Raw genomic sequence first — 13,685 nt, 5'->3', positions numbered from 1 at the left:
TGACCCCTTATACGGCCATCAGGTCCTTTTCTTTATCTTCCGTGGCCTTGGTGATCTGGGCCTCGGCATCTTTAGTCAGCTTGTCGATATCAGCAACGGCACGGCGCTCTTCGTCTTCGCTGATTTCCTTGTCCTTGACCAGCTTCTTCAGGTCACCCAAGGCATCACGACGGATGTTGCGCACGGCAACACGCGCGTCTTCCGCTGCACTGCGCGCCTGCTTGGTGAAGCCCTTGCGGGTTTCTTCGGTCAGGGCAGGCATGGAGATCAGCAGCAATTCGCCCAGGTTGGTCGGATTGAGGTTCAAACCGGCGCTCTGGATGGCCTTGTCGACGGCGCCGAGCATGTTGCGCTCGAAAGCAACGACTTGCAGGGTGCGCGAATCTTTTACAGTGATGTTGGCCACTTGGGTGATCGAGGTATCAGCGCCGTAGTAAGGCACCATCACGCTGCCCAGGATGCTTGGGTGGGCCTTGCCGGTACGAATCTGGCCAAACGCATGGTTCAGGGATTCCAGGGATTTTTGCATGCGCTCTTGAGCGTCTTTTTTGATTTCGTTGATCATTGTTCGATTTCCTCGATCAGAGTCCCTTCCGCGCCGCCGTGTACGATGTTCAGCAGGGCGCCGGGCTTGTTCATGTTAAATACGCGCAGCGGCATCTTGTGGTCGCGGCACAAGCAAATTGCCGTCAGGTCCATCACGCCCAGCTTGCGATCCAGTACTTCATCATAAGTCAGATGATCGAACTTCTCGGCATGCGGGTCTTTGAATGGGTCTGCGGTGTAGACACCGTCAACCTTGGTGGCCTTGAGTACCACGTCCGCGTTGATCTCGATACCACGCAGGCAAGCTGCCGAATCGGTGGTAAAGAATGGGTTGCCGGTACCGGCCGCAAAAATCACGACTTCCTTGGCATCCAGGTGACGCATGGCCTTGCGACGATCATAGTGATCCGTTACGCCAACCATGGAAATAGCCGACATCACGATCGCGGTGATATTGGCGCGCTCCAGCGCATCACGCATGGCCAGGGCGTTCATCACAGTGGCCAGCATGCCCATGTGGTCGCCTGTCACCCGATCCATGCCGGCAGCGCTGAGTGCCGCGCCACGGAACAGGTTGCCGCCGCCGATCACCAGACCGACCTGGACACCGATACCGACCAGTTGGCCGACTTCCAGCGCCATGCGATCGAGTACTTTGGGATCGATCCCAAACTCTTCCGAGCCCATCAGGGCCTCGCCGCTAAGCTTGAGTAGAATGCGTTTATAGCGAGCCTGATGACCACTGCCCTGCTGAGCCATTGCGAATCTCTCCTGCGGCGTATTTTTTGAAAATTCTTGGCAAGCCGTTTACGGCCTGCGTTCACTCTAGCTTGACGCTGTCACAGCGCCATCGGAACACGGCTTTGTAAGCCAGTTCCAAAGGGAAACCAATAAAAATCGATCACCCCATTTGAAAAGAGGCTGCGCGCGTAAGCGGGCAGCCTCTTTTGGGCGACAGTTAAAAACTGTCTTACTTCTTGGTGGCAGCCAGCTGGGCAGCAACTTCTTCAGCGAAGTTGTCGACCGGCTTCTCGATGCCGTCGCCTACTTTGTAGTAGGTGAAGGAAACGATTTCAGCACCGGCTTTCTTGGCCAGTTCGCCAACCTTGATTTCAGGGTTCTTGACGAACGCCTGCTCAACCAGGGAAGCCTCAGCCAGGAACTTGCTGATACGGCCCTTGACCATGTTTTCAACGATGTTTTCAGGCTTGCCTTTGATTTTCTCTTCGTTCAGCTGCAGGAACACGGCTTTCTCGCGTTCGATGGCTTCAGCAGAAACTTCCGATGGCAGCAGGAATTCAGGGTTGCTGGCCGCTACGTGCATAGCGATGTCTTTGGCCAGTTCAACGTTGCCGCCTTTCAGGGCAACCACAACACCGATCTTGTTGCCGTGCAGGTAAGCACCCACAACGTCACCTTCAACGCGGGTCAGGCGACGAATGTTAACGTTCTCGCCTACTTTACCCACCAGAACCAGACGATCAGCTTCTTGAGCTTCGATCAGCGGAGCCGCGTCGGTCAGCTTGTCAGCGAATGCTTTTTCAACGCTGGCAGCGACGAAGTTCTTGAAGTCGTCTTGCAGGGCCAGGAAGTCGGTCTGCGAGTTAACTTCCAGGATAACGGCCGATTTGCCGTCTTCCTTGATTGCGATGGCGCCTTCAGCAGCGACGTTGCCTGCTTTCTTGGCAGCCTTGATGGCGCCCGAAGCACGCATGTCATCAATGGCTTTTTCGATGTCGCCGCCGGCCTTGGTCAAGGCCTTTTTGCAATCCATCATGCCTTCGCCGGTACGCTCACGCAGTTCTTTAACCAACGCTGCAGTAATCTCTGCCATTTTCAAAATCCTCTTGGATAGGTTTTCAACCATTCCACCCGATTGAACGGGCGATCAATTCTTCCCGAACCACCCTTGTAGGCCGCTGCACGTTACAAATGTTGTAGCTGCGCTGCCGACAAATGGTTTTCGAGGTGGCAAAAAGGGGGCCAAGCCCCCTTTTTGCTTACTGAGTCAACGCCAAGGCGTCAGTTACTCAGCTGCAGCTACCGGAGCTTCTTCAACGAACTGCTCGGTACCGCCAGCAACGTGGTTGCGACCACGGATTACAGCGTCAGCCATCGAACCCATGTACAGCTGGATAGCGCGGATTGCGTCATCGTTGCCTGGGATGATGTAGTCAACGCCTTCCGGGCTGCTGTTGGTATCGACTACGCCGATAACCGGGATGCCCAGCTTGTTGGCTTCGGTGATCGCGATGCGCTCGTGATCAACGTCGATAACGAACAGTGCGTCAGGCAGACCGCCCATGTCCTTGATACCACCCAGGGAACGATCGAGCTTTTCCAGGTCGCGAGTGCGCATCAGCGCCTCTTTCTTGGTCAGCTTGGCGAAAGTACCGTCTTCGGCTTGCACTTCAAGGTCACGCAGACGCTTGATGGAAGCACGGATGGTTTTGAAGTTGGTCAGCATGCCGCCCAACCAGCGGTGATCGACGTACGGCGAACCGCAACGTGCTGCTTCTTCAGCAACGATCTTGCCAGCGGAACGCTTGGTGCCGACGAACAGAATCTTGTTTTTGCCCTGGGCCAGGCGCTCTACGAAAGTCAGAGCTTCGTTGAACATTGGCAGGGTTTTTTCAAGGTTGATGATGTGGATCTTGTTACGCGCGCCGAAAATGTATTTACCCATTTTCGGGTTCCAGTAACGGGTCTGGTGACCGAAGTGCACACCGGCCTTCAGCATATCGCGCATGTTGACTTGGGACATGATAGTTCCTTAATAAGTCGGGTTTGGCCTCCACGTATCCCAATGACCAACCAGCGGCATTCGCCTCCGGCACCCAGGTCATCGTGTCGACACGTGTGTGGATTTAAGCTTTGCGGGGTATCCCCGGAAAGCGGCGCATTTTATACCACAGAGCTTGCAAAAACGAAACCCGCAATCACATTTGCCGTCAGTCGCTTTTGCCTAAGCCTTTGAATAGAGCCAGAATGCCCCCATCCTTATAGACAGAAGCGATCGCCAGACGCTCATGGTTTCACCCTTGCGTCTGCTAGAATCGCGTTTTTTGGGCTTGTGCGAATTCTGCAACCTTTTGTCGCACACCCGTAAACCGTATTGATTTCAGCGCGTCGCGCTAGAGAGAGCCTGTATGACCGTAACCCTCAAAACCGCCGAAGATATCGCTGGCATGCGTGTTGCCGGCAAACTGGCTGCCGACGTCCTGGAAATGATTGCCGAACACGTCAAGCCCGGCGTCACCACCGAAGCGCTGGACCGCATTTGCCACGACTATATCGTCGACGTGCAAAAGGCCATCCCTGCGCCGCTGAACTACAAGGGTTTCCCCAAGTCGATCTGCACCTCGATCAACCACGTGGTGTGCCACGGGATTCCCGGCGACAAGCCGCTGAAGGACGGCGACACCCTGAACATCGACGTCACCGTCATCAAGGACGGCTACCACGGCGACACCAGCCGCATGTTCCACGTCGGCACCGTGCCGGTCTGGGCCGAGCGCCTGTCGCAAGTCACCCAGGAATGCATGTACAAGGCCATCGAGATCGTCAAGCCTGGCTGCCGCCTGGGTGACATCGGTGAAATCATCCAGAAGCACGCTGAAAAGAACGGCTTCTCGGTGGTGCGCGAGTTCTGCGGCCACGGCATCGGCAAGGTGTTCCACGAAGAGCCACAGATCCTGCACTACGGCCGCGCCGGCACCGGCATGGAGCTCAAGGCAGGCATGACCTTCACCATCGAGCCGATGATCAACCAGGGCAAGGCCGACACCAAGGTGCTGGGCGACGGCTGGACCGCCATCACCAAGGACCGCAAGCTCTCGGCGCAGTGGGAACACACCCTGCTGGTGACCGACACCGGCTACGAGATCTTCACCCTGCGTGCCGACGACACGATTCCCCGCGTTTCGGCGTAATGTTTGCACCGGTTTTCTAATAGCGACGCTGTGACCCATAGATAGAAAGGAAAACCGATCGATGCCCCAGGTGGATCCCGAACTCTTCGACCGTGGCCAGTTCCAGGCGGAACTGGCACTGAAGGCCAGCCCCATCGCCGCCTTCAAGAAGGCCATTCGTCAGGCCCGCGAGGTGCTCGACGGGCGCTTTCGTACCGGCCGCGATATCCGCCGGCTGATCGAGGACCGCGCCTGGTTCGTCGACAACATCCTGCAAAAGGCCTGGGAACAGTTCAGCTGGAGTGAAGACGCCGATATCGCCCTGGTGGCGGTCGGCGGCTACGGCCGTGGCGAACTGCACCCCTACTCCGACATCGACCTGCTGATCTTGCTGGACAGCGCCGATCACGAGATCTTTCGCGACTCCATCGAGCGTTTTCTGACGCTGTTGTGGGACATCGGCCTGGAAGTCGGCCAAAGCGTACGCTCGGTGGACGAGTGTGCCCAGGAAGCCCGCGCCGACCTGACGGTGATCACCAACCTGATGGAAAGCCGCACCATCGCCGGCCCCGAGCGCCTGCGCCAGCGCATGCTGGAAGTCACCAGCACCGCGCACATGTGGCCAAGCAAGGACTTCTTCCTGGCCAAGCGTGCCGAGCAGAAAGCCCGGCACCACAAGTACAACGACACCGAATACAACCTGGAACCCAACGTCAAAGGCTCCCCGGGCGGGCTGCGGGACATCCAGACGATTTTGTGGGTCGCCCGTCGCCAGTACGGCACCCTGAACCTGCGCGCCCTGGCCGGGGAAGGCTTCCTGGTGGAGAGCGAAAACGCCCTGCTGGCCTCCTCCCAGGAATTCCTCTGGAAAGTGCGCTACGCGCTGCACATGCTGGCCGGGCGCTCCGAAGACCGCCTGCTGTTCGACCACCAGCGCTCCATCGCGACCCTGCTGGGGTTTGAAGGCGAAGACGCGAAGACCAGCATCGAAAGCTTCATGCAGCAGTACTACCGCGTGGTAATGAGCATTGCCCAGCTCAGCGACCTGATCATCCAGCACTTCGAAGAAGTGATCCTGGCCCCGGAAGACGAAGCACCGCCGCAGCCGATCAACGCGCGCTTCCAGCTCCACGATGGCTACATCGAGGCACGCAACGACAACGTATTCAAACGCACGCCGTTCGCCATGCTGGAAATCTTCGTGTTGATGGCCCAGCAGCCGGAAATCAAGGGCGTACGCGCCGACACCATTCGCCTGCTGCGGGAAAACCGTCACCTGATCGACGACGACTTCCGTCACGACATCCGCAATACCAGCCTGTTTATCGAGCTGTTCAAGTGCAAGATCGGCATCCACCGCAACCTGCGTCGCATGAACCGCTACGGGATCCTGGGGCGCTACCTGCCGGAGTTCGGTTTTATCGTCGGGCAGATGCAGCACGACCTGTTCCACATCTACACGGTGGACGCCCACACCCTGAACCTGATCAAGCACCTGCGTAAGTTGCAGTACACCCAGGTATCAGAGAAATTCCCGCTGGCCAGCAAGCTCATGGCGCGTCTGCCCAAGCCGGAATTGATCTACCTCGCCGGCCTGTACCACGACATCGGCAAGGGCCGGCACGGCGATCACTCGGAAATTGGCGCAGTGGACGCCGAAGCGTTCTGCCAGCGTCACCAGTTGCCGCTGTGGGACAGCCGCCTGATCGTGTGGCTGGTGCAGAACCACCTGGTGATGTCCACCACCGCCCAGCGCAAGGACTTGTCCGACCCGCAGGTGATCCACGATTTTGCCCAGGCCGTCGGCGATGAAACCCGCCTCGACTACCTGTACGTGCTCACCGTGTCCGACATCAACGCCACCAACCCGACGCTGTGGAACTCCTGGCGCGCCAGCCTGTTGCGCCAGCTCTACACCGAGACCAAGCGCGCGCTGCGTCGCGGCCTGGAGAACCCGGTGGACCGCGAAGAACAGATCCGCCGCACCCAAAGCGCGGCCCTGGATATTCTGGTGCGTGGCGGCAATGACCCGGACGACGTCGAGCAACTCTGGTCGCAACTGGGAGACGACTACTTCCTGCGCCACACCGCCGGCGACGTGGCCTGGCACAGCGACGCGATCCTGCAGCAGCCGGCCGATGGCGGCCCGCTGGTGCTGATCAAGGAAACCACCCAGCGCGAGTTCGAGGGTGGCACGCAGATCTTTATCTACGCACCCGACCAGCACGACTTCTTCGCCGTGACCGTGGCGGCGATGGACCAGCTCAACCTGAACATTCACGACGCCCGGGTCATCACCTCCAGCAGCCAGTTCACCCTCGACACCTACATCGTGCTCGACACGGAAGGCGAGTCCATCGGCGACAACCCGGAGCGGGTGAAAAAGATCCGCAAAGGCCTGACCGACGCGCTGCGCAATCCTGACGACTACCCGACCATCATCCAGCGTCGGGTGCCGCGCCAGCTCAAGCACTTTGCTTTTGCCCCCGAGGTGACCATCCACAACGACGCCCAGCGCCCGGTGACGGTGCTGGAACTCAGCGCGCCGGACCGCCCGGGCCTGCTGGCACGGATCGGCACGATCTTCCTGGAGTTCGACCTGTCGTTGCAGAACGCCAAGATTGCGACCCTGGGCGAGCGGGTGGAAGACGTGTTCTTCATCACCGATGCCGACAACCAGCCGCTTTCCGACCCTGAACTGTGCCGACGCTTGCAGGAAGCCATCGTCCAGCAGTTGAGCGTCAATCAGGAGACCGGCGTCGAGATGTCACGCTTGAGCATCTGACCGACCGCCCATTTTCAGCTTCCAATGAATTGAACGAGATTTATCGATGAACAACGCCCTGAACCAGCTGCAGCCCTACCCGTTCGAGAAATTGCGCGTCCTGCTGGGCAGCGTCACGCCGAACCCGGACAAACGCCCCATCGCCCTGTCCATCGGTGAGCCGAAGCACAAATCCCCGCAGTTTGTCGCCGAGGCGCTGGCCAACAACCTGGACCAGATGGCGGTGTACCCCACCACCCTGGGCATTCCCGCCCTGCGCGAAGCCATTGGCGCCTGGTGTGAACGCCGTTTCAGCGTGCCCAAGGGCTGGCTTGACCCGGCGCGCAACATCCTGCCGGTGAACGGCACCCGTGAAGCGCTGTTCGCCTTCACCCAGACCGTGGTCAACCGCGGCGACGACGCGCTGGTGGTCAGCCCGAACCCGTTCTACCAGATCTACGAAGGGGCTGCGTTCCTCGCCGGGGCCAAGCCGCATTACCTGCCGTGCCTGGATGAAAACGGCTTCAACCCGGATTTCGACGCGGTATCGCCGGACATCTGGAAACGCTGCCAGATCCTGTTCCTGTGCTCGCCAGGCAACCCCACCGGTGCACTGATTCCCGTCGACACCCTGAAAAAGCTGATCGCCCTGGCTGACGAATACGACTTCGTGATCGCCGCCGACGAGTGCTACAGCGAGCTATACTTCGACGAACAAACCCCGCCGCCAGGCCTGCTCAGCGCTTGCGTGGAACTGGGCCGCCATGACTTCAAGCGTTGCGTGGTGTTCCACAGCCTGTCCAAGCGCTCCAACCTGCCGGGCCTGCGCTCGGGCTTTGTGGCCGGCGATGCCGAAATCCTCAAGGGCTTCCTGCTGTACCGCACCTACCACGGTTGCGCGATGCCGGTGCAAACCCAACTGGCGAGCATTGCTGCCTGGCAGGACGAAGCCCACGTGCAGGCCAACCGTGACCTGTACCGGGAGAAGTTCGATGCGGTGCTGGCGATCCTGAAGCCGGTGCTGGACGTGCAAAACCCGGACGGCGGCTTCTACCTGTGGCCGAATGTGAAGGGCGACGATGCGGCGTTCTGCCGGGACTTGTTCGTGGAAGAACACGTGACCGTGGTACCGGGCTCGTATCTGTCGCGGGAAGTGGACGGGGTCAACCCGGGCGCCGGGCGTGTACGCCTGGCGCTGGTCGCGCCGCTGGCGGAGTGCGTGGAAGCGGCGACGCGGATTCGCGACTTTATTACCCGCAATAAATAACTGCGCTGAATGTGGCGAGGGAGCTTGCTCCCGCTGGAGTGCGCAGCGCTCCCGCTTTTTTGGGGCCGCTACGCAGCCCAGCGGGAGCAAGCTCCCTCGCCACAAGCAAGCACCGCAGTGTTATTTGATATGACCCAGATTCGCCTCGCTCATATCCAGATCCGCCAACACCTCCCGTAGCACATCATCACCAATCTGATGGTGACGGCTCAGGCTATACAGTTCCAGACGCTGCGCCCGCAGGGCCTTGAGCCGCAACTTGCGCTCCAGTTGATCCATCTGCAACGCCAGCGCCTGGGCTTCGGCCGAATCGTTGAACACTTCCAGTTGATGACGATACTCCGACATCAACCGCGCCTTGAGCTCGGTGGCCAAGGCTGCCTGGGCGGCATCCTGGGGTGCAGCTTCAGCGGGTTCTTCGGCTTCCAGGGCATGGATAGCAGCCACGGCGGTCTTCTTCCAGGCCTCGCGCACTTCATTGTGGCGTTTCTCATCCGGGCTCTTCTCGATGCCGCGCAACAGCAGCGGCAAAGCGATGCAGGCCGCGACGAGCGAAAGCAGGATCACACCGGCGGCGATGAAGATCAGCAGGTCGCGCTCGGGAAAATCCTGCCCCGGCGCAAGCAGTAACGGTACCGACATCACACCCGCCAGGGTCACGGCACCGCGTACGCCACCGACGGTCAGCAACCAGCAGGACCGCGCGGTGGGCACCAGCGTCAGCTCACTTTTCCCACGAATCCGGCGCAATAAACCCGACAGTCGCCAGATGCTTTGCACCCAGATAAACCGCAACACCACCAGCACCAGGAAAATCGCGATCACGTCCAGGCAGCGATACAACAAGGTCGGCCACAGCGTCGGCTCGTGACTGACCACCGCCTTGATGATGTCCGGCAGTTGCAGGCCCAGCAGCAGGAAGATCAAGCCGTTGAACGCAAACTCCAGCAGCGACCAGACGCTGCGGTTGAGCAACCGGGTGCTGGTCTGGCGCGGCAGCAGGTCGAGCCAGCTTTGCATCATGCCCGCAGCCACCGCCGACAGGATGCCCGAGGCGCCAAGGCGTTCCGCCAGCACGTAGGCGGCGAATGGCAGCAACAACATGAACACCACGTGCGTCGCCGGGTCGTCCCAGCCCCGGGCGATCATCCAGGCACGCAGGCGGCCCACCAGCCAGCTCAACGCCACACCGACCGCCAGGCCACCCACGGCCACCAGCACAAAGGTGAGGCTCGCATCCGCCAGCGAGAACACGCCGGTCAGCGCCGCCGCCAGGGCGAACTTGAAGGTCACCAGGCCCGAGGCATCATTCATCAACGCCTCGCCCTGGAGCATGTGCATCAGTGGCGTCGGCAACCGATTCTGGGAAATGGCTGACACCGCCACGGCATCCGTCGGCGATAACACGGCCGCGAGGGCGAAGGCCACCGGCAGGGGAATACTCGGCAACAACCAGTGAATGAAGTAACCGGCACCCACCACCGTAAACAGCACCAACCCCACCGCCAGCGTCAGGATCGGCCCGCGCAGGCGCCACAATTCACGCTTGGGCATGCGCCAGCCATCAGAGAACAGCAGCGGCGGCAGAAACAGGAAAAGAAACAACTCAGGGTCCAGGGCGACATGCAGCCCCAGGGTCGGCCAGGCCAGCAACGCACCGGCGGCGATCTGCACCAGTGGCAACGGCAGTGGGATGATACGCCCGACAAGGCGCGAAACGCTGACCAGCATCAGCAGGATAAGTACGGTGTAGGCGGTTTGCATAACGCGGGATTCCCAGACAATCAACTTGCAACAACACACATCAGGCAACAACTCGCCGTTGAAGTGCCATATTAGCCGCCTATGCTGCGCGATGGCCTTTGCACAAAAGTCGCACACGAGCAAAACGTAAGTGTGACGAGCGGCGCCGAAAGCCGCTGGCCATGGCATAATCCGTGACCTTTAATCTGCGTGAGCCCAAAGGGGGGCAATTCCTTGACCGCTTCAAGCAAAACGTTGCACCTTTTCGGCATCAAAGCCTGCGACACCATGAAAAAGGCGCGCACCTGGCTCGATGAGCACGCTATCCAGTATGAGTTTCATGACTACAAGACGGCCGGTATCGACCGCGAACACTTGACCCAATGGTGCAATGAGCACGGTTGGCAGGTGGTTTTGAACCGTGCGGGCACCACCTTTCGCAAACTCGAAGACGAACGCAAAGCCGATCTCGACCAAGCGAAAGCCATTGAATTGATGCTCGCGCAACCCTCGATGATCAAGCGCCCGGTGCTTGATCTCGGTGACAAAACCCTGATTGGCTTCAAGCCAGATAGCTATTCGGCGGCCCTCAAGTAGGCCAGCCCACTCCATTTTTGTAGAGGTAACAGCATGTCCAATTCCCTGTTCAGCCTGGGCTTCGGCGTCGGCACTCAGAACCGCCAAGGTGCTTGGCTGGAAGTGTTTTACGCACAACCGCTGCTCAATCCATCGGCTGAAATCATCGCGGCCATCGCGCCGATCCTCGGTTACACCGAAGGCAACCAGGCGATCACTTTCACCGTCACCCAGGCCCTGCAACTGGCTGACGCGCTCAAGGGCGTCGACGCTGCCCAAGCCGCCCTGTTGAGCCGCCTGGCTGAAAGCCACACGCCGCTGGTCGCCACCCTGCTGGCCGAAGACGCCGCACTGACCTCCACGCCTGAGGCCTACCTCAAGCTGCACCTGCTGTCCCATCGCCTGGTCAAGCCTCACGGCCTGAGCCTGGCCGGTGTGTTCCCGCAGTTGCCGAACGTGGCCTGGACCAGCCAGGGCGCAATCGACATCAATGAGCTGGCCGAGCGTCAACTGGAAGCGCGCCTGCGTGGCGACCTGCTGGAAGTGTTCTCGGTGGACAAGTTCCCGAAAATGACCGACTACGTGGTGCCGAGCGGCGTGCGTATCGCTGATGCCGCGCGCATCCGCCTGGGCGCCTACGTAGGCGAAGGCACCACCGTGATGCACGAAGGTTTCGTCAACTTCAACGCCGGTACCGAAGGCCCGGGCATGATCGAAGGCCGCGTGTCGGCTGGCGTGTTCGTCGGCAAGGGTTCGGACTTGGGCGGCGGTTGCTCCACCATGGGCACCCTGTCGGGTGGCGGCAACATCGTGATCAAGGTCGGCGAAGGCTGCCTGATCGGCGCCAACGCCGGTATCGGTATCCCGTTGGGCGACCGCAACACCGTGGAGTCGGGCCTGTACGTGACCGCCGGCACCAAGGTTGCGCTGCTGGACGAGCAGAACCAGCTGGTCAAGGTGGTCAAGGCCCGCGAGCTGGCCGGCCAACCGGACCTGCTGTTCCGCCGCAACTCCGAGACCGGTGCCGTGGAGTGCAAAACCCACAAATCGGCCATCGAACTGAACGCAGCGCTGCACGCTCACAACTAAGCAGCGACTCGATGCCACTAACGGCCCGCGCCTGACCGGTGCGGGCCGTTTATACGAGTCTTGATCACCATGCTTGTGCCCTCTCCCTGGCGCGCCGATTTTCCGGCCATCGCCACCCTGCAACGGCAAGACCAGACCTATCTGGACAACGCCGCCACCACGCAAAAACCTCAAGCCCTGCTGGACGCCATCAGCCATTACTACGCCAATGGCGCAGCCAATGTGCACCGTGCACAGCACTTGCCGGGCGCCCATGCGACCCAGGCTTTCGAGGACAGTCGCAGCAAGGTGGCACAGTGGCTGAACGTCGGTGACGAGGGGCAAATCATCTTCACACACGGCGCGACATCGGCGCTGAACCTCCTGGCTTATGGCCTTGAGCACCTATTCAACCCGGGCGACGAGATTGTCATCAGCGCCCTGGAGCACCACGCCAACCTGCTGCCGTGGCAGCAACTGGCCAAGCGTCGCGAGCTGGCGCTGGTGGTACTGCCGCTTGACGCTGGCGGTTTGATCGACCTGCAAGCCGCCGCCCAACTGATCGGCCCGCGCACCCGCCTGCTGGCGGTGAGCCAACTGTCCAACGTACTAGGCGCCTGGCAGCCGTTGCCGCAACTGCTGGCGCTGGCCAAGGCCCACGACGCCCTGACGGTGGTCGATGGCGCCCAGGGCATCGTGCATGGTCGCCATGATATGCAGGCCCTGGGCTGCGACTTCTACGTGTTTTCCAGCCATAAACTCTACGGGCCGGATGGCGTCGGCGTGCTGTATGGCCGCACCGAAGCCCTGCATCACCTGCGCCACTGGCAGTTTGGGGGCGAGATGGTGCAGCAGGCTGATTATCAAAGCGCCAGTTTCCGCCCGGCGCCCCTCGGCTTCGAAGCCGGGACTCCGCCGATCGCCAGCGTGATCGGCCTGGGGGCAACCCTGGATTACCTGAGTTCCCTGGACCAGCAGGCGGTGACGGCTCACGAAGCCGCCCTGCACGACTACCTGTTGCGTGGCTTGCAAGCGCGCAATGGCGTGCGCTTGCTGGGGTCGCCGCACGTCGCCCTGGCCAGCTTCGTGGTGGAAGGCGTGCACAACGCCGACCTCGCCCACTTGCTGACCGAACAAGGGATTGCGGTGCGCGCCGGCCATCATTGTGCGATGCCGCTGCTCAAGCAGATGGGATTGTCGGGGGCGATTCGGGTGTCGTTGGCGCTGTACAACGACTCCGATGACCTGGAGCGCTTTTTTGAAGCGCTGGATCAAGCCCTGGATATGTTGCGATGAGCTTGCCGCCGGAGGCCGTTGTCGCGCTGGAAGCGTTCCAGGCAGTCGGCAGTTGGGAGCAACGGGCCCGCCTGCTGATGCAATGGGGCGAGCGGCTGCCCGCCTTGCCGGATGAAGACAAGGTCGACGCCAACCTGGTGCAGGGCTGTGAAAGCCTGGTGTGGCTGGTGGGGCGCTTGCAGGATGGGCATTGGCAGTTTGCCGCCAGCAGCGATGCACGGCTGATACGCGGGCTGGTGGCGTTGTTGCTGGCGCGGGTCAACGGTGTGTCTGCCGCCGAACTGCAAGCCGTCGACTTGCCCGGCTGGTTTGAACAACTGGGCCTGTCGCGGCAGTTATCGCCGTCGCGCAGCAATGGGTTGAATGCGGTGCTGCAGCGCATGCGGCATCTGAGCCTCACACAAAACTAAATGTGGGAGCGGGCTTGCTCGCGAAGGCGGCGTGTCAGTCACCGGAGATGTCGACTGATACACCGCTTTCGCGAGCAAGCCCGCTCCCACATTTTGATCCTCAT

Annotated in this window: 12 protein-coding genes; 7 read left to right on the top strand and 5 right to left on the bottom strand. The window is 60.6% G+C overall.

The annotated features are described in order from the left end of the window. Positions 1 to 7: 7 nt before the first annotated feature. The 4 genes from frr to rpsB form a co-directional block, all read right to left on the bottom strand. Positions 8 to 565, bottom strand: coding sequence for a ribosome recycling factor (frr, locus tag HX801_RS26020; protein ID WP_003219325.1), 558 nt, complete (start codon positions 563 to 565; stop codon positions 8 to 10). Further along, a complete protein-coding gene (pyrH, locus tag HX801_RS26015) occupies positions 562 to 1,305 on the bottom strand; it encodes a UMP kinase (protein WP_003219327.1) in 744 nt (247 codons plus the stop codon). The genes frr and pyrH overlap by 4 nt, the downstream gene beginning before the upstream one ends. A gap of 211 nt (positions 1,306 to 1,516) precedes the next feature. Continuing rightward, positions 1,517 to 2,380: a translation elongation factor Ts gene (gene tsf / locus HX801_RS26010; RefSeq protein WP_008432237.1), complete on the bottom strand. Its 864-nt coding sequence runs from the start codon at positions 2,378 to 2,380 to the stop codon at positions 1,517 to 1,519. Between the two features lie 192 nt (positions 2,381 to 2,572). Further along, a complete protein-coding gene (gene rpsB, locus HX801_RS26005; protein WP_003219330.1) occupies positions 2,573 to 3,310 on the bottom strand; it encodes a 30S ribosomal protein S2 in 738 nt (245 codons plus the stop codon). Positions 3,311 to 3,695: 385 nt separating this feature from the next. Between rpsB and map the strand changes: the two genes are divergently transcribed. The 3 genes from map (at position 3,696) to dapC (ending at position 8,488) form a co-directional block, all read left to right on the top strand. Further along, positions 3,696 to 4,478 (top strand): type I methionyl aminopeptidase, encoded by a 783-nt coding sequence (map, locus tag HX801_RS26000; RefSeq protein ID WP_003219332.1) that lies wholly within the window; start codon positions 3,696 to 3,698, stop codon positions 4,476 to 4,478. 61 nt (positions 4,479 to 4,539) lie between these two features. After that, positions 4,540 to 7,242, top strand: a complete 2,703-nt coding sequence (locus HX801_RS25995; RefSeq protein WP_003219334.1) for a [protein-PII] uridylyltransferase — start codon at positions 4,540 to 4,542, stop codon at positions 7,240 to 7,242. A 46-nt stretch (positions 7,243 to 7,288) separates the two neighbouring features. After that, positions 7,289 to 8,488 carry a succinyldiaminopimelate transaminase gene (gene dapC, locus HX801_RS25990; RefSeq protein WP_177022983.1) on the top strand — a complete coding sequence of 400 codons (1,200 nt, stop codon included), beginning with the start codon at positions 7,289 to 7,291 and terminating at the stop codon, positions 8,486 to 8,488. Between the two features lie 120 nt (positions 8,489 to 8,608). Here dapC and HX801_RS25985 read toward each other — a convergent pair whose 3' ends face one another. After that, on the bottom strand, positions 8,609 to 10,252 hold the full coding sequence (locus HX801_RS25985; RefSeq protein ID WP_177022982.1) for a Na+/H+ antiporter: 1,644 nt from the start codon (positions 10,250 to 10,252) through the stop codon (positions 8,609 to 8,611). 213 nt (positions 10,253 to 10,465) lie between these two features. Between HX801_RS25985 and HX801_RS25980 the strand changes: the two genes are divergently transcribed. From HX801_RS25980 to HX801_RS25965, 4 genes are all read left to right on the top strand, one after another. After that, a complete protein-coding gene (locus HX801_RS25980) occupies positions 10,466 to 10,828 on the top strand; it encodes an ArsC family reductase (protein ID WP_003219341.1) in 363 nt (120 codons plus the stop codon). A gap of 33 nt (positions 10,829 to 10,861) precedes the next feature. Further along, on the top strand, positions 10,862 to 11,896 hold the full coding sequence (gene dapD / locus HX801_RS25975; protein WP_003219342.1) for a 2,3,4,5-tetrahydropyridine-2,6-dicarboxylate N-succinyltransferase: 1,035 nt from the start codon (positions 10,862 to 10,864) through the stop codon (positions 11,894 to 11,896). A 69-nt stretch (positions 11,897 to 11,965) separates the two neighbouring features. Beyond that, the gene (locus tag HX801_RS25970) at positions 11,966 to 13,171 is read left to right on the top strand and encodes an aminotransferase class V-fold PLP-dependent enzyme (protein WP_008432246.1); all 1,206 of its coding nucleotides are present in this window, start codon (positions 11,966 to 11,968) and stop codon (positions 13,169 to 13,171) included. Further along, complete coding sequence (locus tag HX801_RS25965) at positions 13,168 to 13,581, top strand: SufE family protein (protein WP_177022981.1); 414 nt, start codon at positions 13,168 to 13,170, stop codon at positions 13,579 to 13,581. Before HX801_RS25970 ends, HX801_RS25965 begins: the two co-directional genes overlap by 4 nt. Positions 13,582 to 13,685 lie beyond the last annotated feature (104 nt).

The sequence above is a fragment of the Pseudomonas sp. G1002 genome (assembly GCF_013385455.1).
Taxonomy (GTDB): Bacteria; Pseudomonadota; Gammaproteobacteria; order Pseudomonadales; family Pseudomonadaceae; genus Aquipseudomonas.
The sequence above is the reverse complement of the archived record's forward strand: the minus strand, read 5'-3'. Positions and strand labels throughout refer to the sequence as shown.

What these genes read in the sequence shown, in the direction of transcription:
- pyrH (WP_003219327.1), bottom strand. Translation starts at nt 1,305, where the DNA reads ATGGCTCAGCAGGGCAGTGGTCATCAGGCTCGCTATAAACGCATTCTA.
- HX801_RS25985 (WP_177022982.1), bottom strand. Translation starts at nt 10,252, where the DNA reads ATGCAAACCGCCTACACCGTACTTATCCTGCTGATGCTGGTCAGCGTT.
- tsf (WP_008432237.1), bottom strand. Translation starts at nt 2,380, where the DNA reads ATGGCAGAGATTACTGCAGCGTTGGTTAAAGAACTGCGTGAGCGTACC.
- dapD (WP_003219342.1), top strand. Translation starts at nt 10,862, where the DNA reads ATGTCCAATTCCCTGTTCAGCCTGGGCTTCGGCGTCGGCACTCAGAAC.
- map (WP_003219332.1), top strand. Translation starts at nt 3,696, where the DNA reads ATGACCGTAACCCTCAAAACCGCCGAAGATATCGCTGGCATGCGTGTT.
- frr (WP_003219325.1), bottom strand. Translation starts at nt 565, where the DNA reads ATGATCAACGAAATCAAAAAAGACGCTCAAGAGCGCATGCAAAAATCC.
- HX801_RS25995 (WP_003219334.1), top strand. Translation starts at nt 4,540, where the DNA reads ATGCCCCAGGTGGATCCCGAACTCTTCGACCGTGGCCAGTTCCAGGCG.
- HX801_RS25965 (WP_177022981.1), top strand. Translation starts at nt 13,168, where the DNA reads ATGAGCTTGCCGCCGGAGGCCGTTGTCGCGCTGGAAGCGTTCCAGGCA.
- dapC (WP_177022983.1), top strand. Translation starts at nt 7,289, where the DNA reads ATGAACAACGCCCTGAACCAGCTGCAGCCCTACCCGTTCGAGAAATTG.
- HX801_RS25970 (WP_008432246.1), top strand. Translation starts at nt 11,966, where the DNA reads ATGCTTGTGCCCTCTCCCTGGCGCGCCGATTTTCCGGCCATCGCCACC.
- rpsB (WP_003219330.1), bottom strand. Translation starts at nt 3,310, where the DNA reads ATGTCCCAAGTCAACATGCGCGATATGCTGAAGGCCGGTGTGCACTTC.